Annotated in this window: 4 protein-coding genes; all 4 read left to right on the top strand. The window is 47.3% G+C overall.

Features of this window, described 5'->3' with window-relative positions; translation table 11 throughout:
• The coding region (gene lpxD / locus Q7P41_RS00880; protein WP_303881374.1) for a UDP-3-O-(3-hydroxymyristoyl)glucosamine N-acyltransferase at positions 1 to 773 on the top strand (773 nt) is incomplete at its 5' end.
• Positions 742 to 1,584, top strand: coding sequence for a UDP-3-O-acyl-N-acetylglucosamine deacetylase (lpxC, locus tag Q7P41_RS00875; RefSeq protein WP_303881371.1), 843 nt, complete (start codon positions 742 to 744; stop codon positions 1,582 to 1,584). The genes lpxD and lpxC, both read left to right, overlap by 32 nt.
• Positions 1,585 to 1,607: 23 nt before the next feature.
• Positions 1,608 to 2,051 (top strand): 3-hydroxyacyl-ACP dehydratase FabZ, encoded by a 444-nt coding sequence (gene fabZ / locus Q7P41_RS00870; protein ID WP_303881377.1) that lies wholly within the window; start codon positions 1,608 to 1,610, stop codon positions 2,049 to 2,051.
• A partial coding sequence (gene lpxA / locus Q7P41_RS00865; RefSeq protein WP_303881369.1) for an acyl-ACP--UDP-N-acetylglucosamine O-acyltransferase occupies positions 2,051 to 2,700 on the top strand: 650 nt, incomplete at its 3' end. The genes fabZ and lpxA, both read left to right, overlap by 1 nt.

Raw genomic sequence — 2,700 nt, 5'->3', positions numbered from 1 at the left:
CGAAAGGTGAAATCCACCCGACAGCAGTGGTATTTGATGGTGCCCGCGTTCACCCTCGTGCTTATGTTGGCCCGCTATGTGTTGTCGGAGAAGGGGCAGATATTGCTGCCGATGCTGTTTTAGAGGCACAAGTTTTTGTCGGGAAAAACGTTCACATAGGTGAGGGTACTGTAATTGAACCGCATGCCACCATATATCATGATGTAGCCTTAGGAAAAAGATGTCTAATTCACGCCGGGGTATCACTGGGGGGCGAGGGTTTCGGTTTTTATAGCGTAAATGGCAAATTAATCAAGATCCCTCAAGTCGGGGGTGTTGTTATCGGCGACGACGTTGAGATTGGTGCTTTGACGAGCATCGATAGAGGAACAATAGGCAATACCTACATAGGTCCCGGTACCAAGATAGGTGATTGTGTTCATATTGGTCATAACGCTAAAATTGGTGCTAACTGTATTTTGGTTGCCATGACCGGGATTGCAGGAAGCGCTGTTATCGAGGACAATGTGATAATGGCTGCTCAAAGTGGAGTAAAAGATCACGCAAGGATTGGCAAGGGTGCGATAATTGCCGCTAAGTCAGGTGTTACAAAAGACATACCTCCTGGCAAGATAGTTTCGGGCTTTCCGGCAAGAGACCACCGCGAAGAGCTTAAAATTCAAGCTCTTACACAAAGATTGCCCGAAATGTATGAAAGGCTTTTGCGCCTTGAACGCCTATGCAAAGGGGTCGAGGGCGAAGATGAAGAGGGTAACTCTTCAAAGGCCAATTGAAGTTAAAGGATTAGGGTTGCATAAGGGGAAAGAAACCAAAGTTCTCATGCTTCCCTCTGAAGAAGAAAGTGGTATAATGATTGGCACCTCAAAAGAGGGGCGACGGTATCCTATCGGAGAATGCGAGCTTTTTTCTCCGGGACGTGCTTCATGTATTCTGCTTCCCGATGGTCAGATGATTTATACCATGGAGCATCTGCTGTCCGCTTTTTATGGCATGGAAGTCGACGATGCCGTTATATTAGTAGTTGGCGGGGAGATCCCGATTTTCGATGGCAGTGCTGAACCTTGGGTTCGAAGCATAATCGAAGCGGGTTTAAGGGAAAAAGAAGATACCAAAAGGACGGTTTGTACTTTGCTATCCCCCCTTTACCTTGAGGACGATTTCGGTGAAGCCTGGATTGCTTGCTTTCCATCGGAAACTCTTAAGGTAAGTTATATAATATCTTTTGATGATGCCTTTATAGGAACTCAAATATTTGCCAGTTTTGTCACCAGGGAGACGTTTTGCAAAGATATCGCGCCTGCAAGGACCTTCGTGAGGTTAAAAGACGTGGAGGAGCTCAGGAAAGAAGGGTTGGCCCTCGGTGGGAACTTGAATAATGCTTTGGTGTTCAACGACAAGGGCCTTCTTAATTCGACGCAGCTGCGTTTTCGTGACGAGTGTGCACGGCATAAAGCACTTGACTTGCTGGGTGACCTCTCTATGGTGGGCTTACCACTACAAGCTCATGTGGTTGGCTACAAGGCTGGACATAGGCTTCATTTGCGTATGGTTCATCGTTTAAGACGTTTGTGTAGGGGTGGTTGAAATTGTCTGTGGACTTTAAGCAAATGGTGGATATTCACAAAATAATGGAGTTTCTTCCCCACCGATATCCATTTTTGTTGGTGGACAGGATTTTGGAGGTTGGTGAGGGGAGAATTGTGGGGTTGAAAAACGTCACCATCAATGAGCCTTTTTTTCAGGGACACTTTCCCGGTGAGCCGGTCATGCCCGGAGTTCTTGTCTTAGAGGCAATGGGGCAAGTTGCGGCGATGATGATAGTCCTTCGCCCCGATATGCAGGGCATGGTAACTTATTTGACCGGGGTAGATAAAGCTAAGTTTCGTAAGCCTGTCTGCCCAGGAGACCAGTTGATCACGGAGGCAAAGGTGTACAGGCTGAGGGGGCGTGTCGGACAAGTGAAGGCCGTGGCTCACGTAAATGACGAAATGGTGGCGGAGGCAATGTTTAGCTTTGTGGTTGCCAAGAACTTGCTGCAGAGGGGTAGTTGATGAAGAGGACTATACATTCGACTGCTATTGTATCTCCTAAGGCTGAGCTCGACGAAGGAGTTGTCATTGGACCCTATAGCATCATAGAAGATGAGGTTTGCATTGGGAAAAACACCGTCATTGGTGCCTACGTAAGGGTGTTTAACTTCGTCGAGATAGGCGAGGATTGCAAGATATACGAGAATTCTGTCTTAGGCAGGGAACCGCAGGACCATGCATTTCGTGGAGAGGAAACAAAGGTCATCATAGGCGACCGAACCATAATAAGGGAGAACGTGACCATAAATCGCGCCACAAGCGAGGGTCAGGCGACGGTTATCGGTCAAGACACATTTCTAATGGAAGGCGTACACATAGGACATAATGTAAAAATCGGAAATTATGTCACTGTGGCGAACAAGAGTGGGTTGGCGGGCTACTGCGAAGTTGGGGATTTTGCTAACCTGGGAGGAATGGTTGGCGTTCATCAATTTACTAAGATTGGCAAATTGTGCATGGTAGGCGGCCTGTCCAAGGTGGTCAAAGATATTCCGCCCTTTACATTGGCGGACGGGCGTCCAGCGAGAATTTATGGGATAAACAAGGTTGGCTTGCAGCGTGCAGGCTTTAATGCGATGCAAAGGAAGCAAATAAAGGAGATATATAAAAA

This window comes from Acetomicrobium mobile, assembly GCF_937920065.1.
This window is presented reverse-complemented; position numbering and strand designations above follow the sequence as displayed.

Coding starts and splice junctions, on each gene's coding strand:
- lpxC (WP_303881371.1), top strand. CDS start 742: ATGAAGAGGGTAACTCTTCAAAGGCCAATTGAAGTTAAAGGATTAGGG.
- fabZ (WP_303881377.1), top strand. CDS start 1,608: ATGGTGGATATTCACAAAATAATGGAGTTTCTTCCCCACCGATATCCA.